This is a genomic window from Streptomyces sp. NPDC111802 (assembly GCF_055634335.1).
Map to the genome: position 1 here is coordinate 1 of NZ_JBVKCZ010000169.1, position 3048 is coordinate 3048.

The 3048-nt window shown below is 70.1% G+C and carries 1 protein-coding gene; it reads right to left on the bottom strand.

The window, feature by feature from the left end:
* Window positions 1-162 precede the first annotated feature (162 nt).
* Window positions 163-2706: a YfhO family protein gene (locus ACZ7NC_RS45030; RefSeq protein WP_471498108.1), complete on the bottom strand. Its 2544-nt coding sequence runs from the start codon at window positions 2704-2706 to the stop codon at window positions 163-165.
* Window positions 2707-3048 lie beyond the last annotated feature (342 nt).

Below are 3048 nucleotides of genomic sequence, written 5' to 3' on the forward strand. Positions count from 1 at the left end.
GCCCCCGCAGGCGCCTCCGGCACCTTCTGCCTCTCGTCTCGGCCCATCGCACACCTCCGTGATCAAGGTGTTGCGACGACCAGTTGAATCCGCCCAGGGTGCGACGATCGATATGAACATGGTGCGAGTTCTCCCTGTGGGTTTTCGGTGAGAGAGCAGTGTTCATGCGCTTGCGTCGTCGTGTGCGCGCCGTCGCCTGACGGCAGCAAAGGTGCCGAGGACGCCGAGGGTCAGTAGGGAGGCGGCCCCCACTGCTCCGCCCAGTCGCAGGCCTGGTGGGTGGAACGTGCAGGTGAGGTTGGCCGAGGAGCCGTCCAGGGGTACGGCAATCAGGCCGTAGTACTGCTTTGCGGGTACGGCGGTGGCGTCACCCGTCGCGCACCGCCAACCGGAGATGCGCGGTGCCGCGACCACCGCGGTTCCCTTGCTGCCGGCCGGGAGTTCGGCACGGATCATGCCGTCGGAGACAGTCACCTTCGTGGCGCCGGTGGTCTTGAGCCGGTCGACGGCCGCCTCCAGGCGCCCGGTGTCCAGGCAGCCGACCGCTCCGTCCGTGACTACGCCCGGCCGGTTCGGGGACAGCTCGATGCGCAGCCATCCGGACGCCGGGACAGTGCCGAGCCGCTCCATGGCGGCGATCTTGGTCCCGGGGTCGGACCTGAAGCGCCCGGGGGTGTCCGCGCCGGTGATGCTCGCGGTACCCGAGAAGTGCGGGGCCCAGAGGTACGCCTCGCTGCCGGCCGGGCAGGTGGTGGTGATCGTCGACCTGACGGAAGCCTCGACGCGCTTGATGCGGGGCACGGTGTACACCCGGGCGCCCAGCAGCAGTTCCTGATTGCGGTACGCCGACGGACCGAAGGCGGAGACACCGGCGCCGCCGGACGGCCGTACCGTCACCAGGGGCGGCACGTCCTGCCGGGACACAGTCACCTTGCTGCCGTCCTGCGGGAACCATCCCTGATGCGGGTCCGGCGGGGAGTGCACCCGCGCACCGACCGAGAAGATCGCGTCCGTGACGGTGTTGTCCAGGCTCTGGAGGTTGCGGCCGCGCGAGGTGTAGCCGTCCCCGAGGGCGATGAGCGTGCGGCTGAGCACGTCGGAGGTCAGGCTGCTGTAGTACTGGGCGCCCTGACCGCCCACCATCAGCGGGTCGTTGCTGACGGTCTGCTCCCGGCCCGGGTCGGTCCGGTACCGGGGCCAGCCGTCGGCCTCGGCGATCGCGTCCGCCTGTTGCTGCTGCCGGTCGCCCCAGGGCGCGTAGTCGTCCAGGTGCCCGAAGCGCAGCCGGGTGGCCACGGCGGAGGTGGCGGTGGCCTCGCCGAGCTGCGCGCCCAGGAGCAGGGTCACGGACAGTCCTGCCATCAACGCGGGGCGCTTGGCGGGGCGTTGGCCGAGCCTGGCAAGCAGAGCCAGCCCGCCGAGTGCGCCCACGGCGGCGAGCAGCGTGAGCGGCAGGATGAAGGAGCGGTCCGTCAGCGCGCTGCTGCTCGCGACGGCGATGATCAGCGCCAGCAGCCCACCCGCCGCACCCAGCGCGCGCAGGCTGGGAGGGCCGTACGACATCGCATGCCACGCGGCGATCACCAGCATCCCGCAGAGTACGAAGGTCTGGCGGTACGAGCTGCCGTTCGGGGTGGCGAAAGCGTGCCAGAGAATGTGGGTCGGGCCCCACTGGAGCGACAGCGTGACGGCGGCCACGAGCAGCGTCCAGCCGTAGCGGACCCGGCGCGGCACCTTTCGGTGGAAGGGCAGGGCGAGGGCGAGCAGCAGCGCCGTGATGCCGACGTACACGGCGGGCGAGCCGAAGCTGTACGTCGTCGGCAGCAGCCGCGCCAGCAGGTCTTCCGTCGGTGAGGGTACGAACACCCGGACCACGCCGGGGTAGGCGTGCTTGGTGCCGAAGTACACGACCACCACGAGCGGAGCCGCCAGGCCCACGCCGAGTGCGACGGTCAGGGCGGCCCGGCCCGCCGCCGCGAGCTTCTGCCGAAGCGGCAGACCGTCGAGCCACAGCCGGAGCAGCAGCACCAGACCGGCGGCGAGCGTGGCCATGTACGCCGTATAGAAGTTGGCGATCCAGGCGACCGCCACGACGACCACGCCGAGAACCCGGCGCCGGTCGTTGAGCGTCCACTCGCCGACCAGGCACAGCAGTGGCAGGGCGATGAGCCCGTCGAGCCACATCGTGTTGTAGACGGAAGTCGCCAAGGTCCAGCCGCACAAGGCGTACGACGCACCGAGCAGCCCCGCCACCCACCAGCAACCGGGGCGCATCCTGAGCAGCAGCCAGGCCATGGCGGCCCCGGCGGACGCCACCTTCAGCAGGGTGATCACATACACCGGGAGATCGATCTCGTCCCGCGGGAACACCCCCACGAGCAGGGCGAACGGGCTGCTGACGTACGTACCGAGATCGGGGAGGAAGCTGGAGCCGTATCCGGACTGCCAGTTGACGAGAAGACCGCCGTCCGCCCTGCCGTGCAACAGGTCCCAAAGGTGGGCGTGGAAGGGTACGTACTGGTTGCCGAGGTCGTTGACGCTGCGGGTGCGGAAGCCGAAGGGGTAGCTGCGGGCAACGATGTCACCGGCGCAGAGCACGGTGACAGTGAGGGCCGCGGCGAGCAGGGCAGCGGTGAGGGCCGGGCCGGTGGGGCGGCCGGGTAGGAGGAGGCGTGTCCAGGGACCGTGCGCGGCTCCGGGTAACACCGGTGTCGGCGTCGCCTGTTGCGTCCGCTCGGGACGGATGGTCGGGTTCACGCCCTGTCCCTGTCCGGTCGGCGGTTCGCGTTCCTGTGCGTAATGCCAGTTCCAGTCAGGGAACCGGCCAAGAGCAGACTCGGACTAACCATACTCGGCAAGCCTCCGGGGAATTACGGGACGCGTGGCGTCTCATCGGGGGTATCCGCTCACCGTGCGTTCTTCGATTCGCCGTCTTAGATGAGCGCGTCTCCAGGGGTGCGTGCGTTCTCGGATCGCGGGATGAGAGCACCGTTCATGGCCGGGTGCTGACGGTACCGGCGCGGGTGGGCGCGGCCCTTGTTGATCACG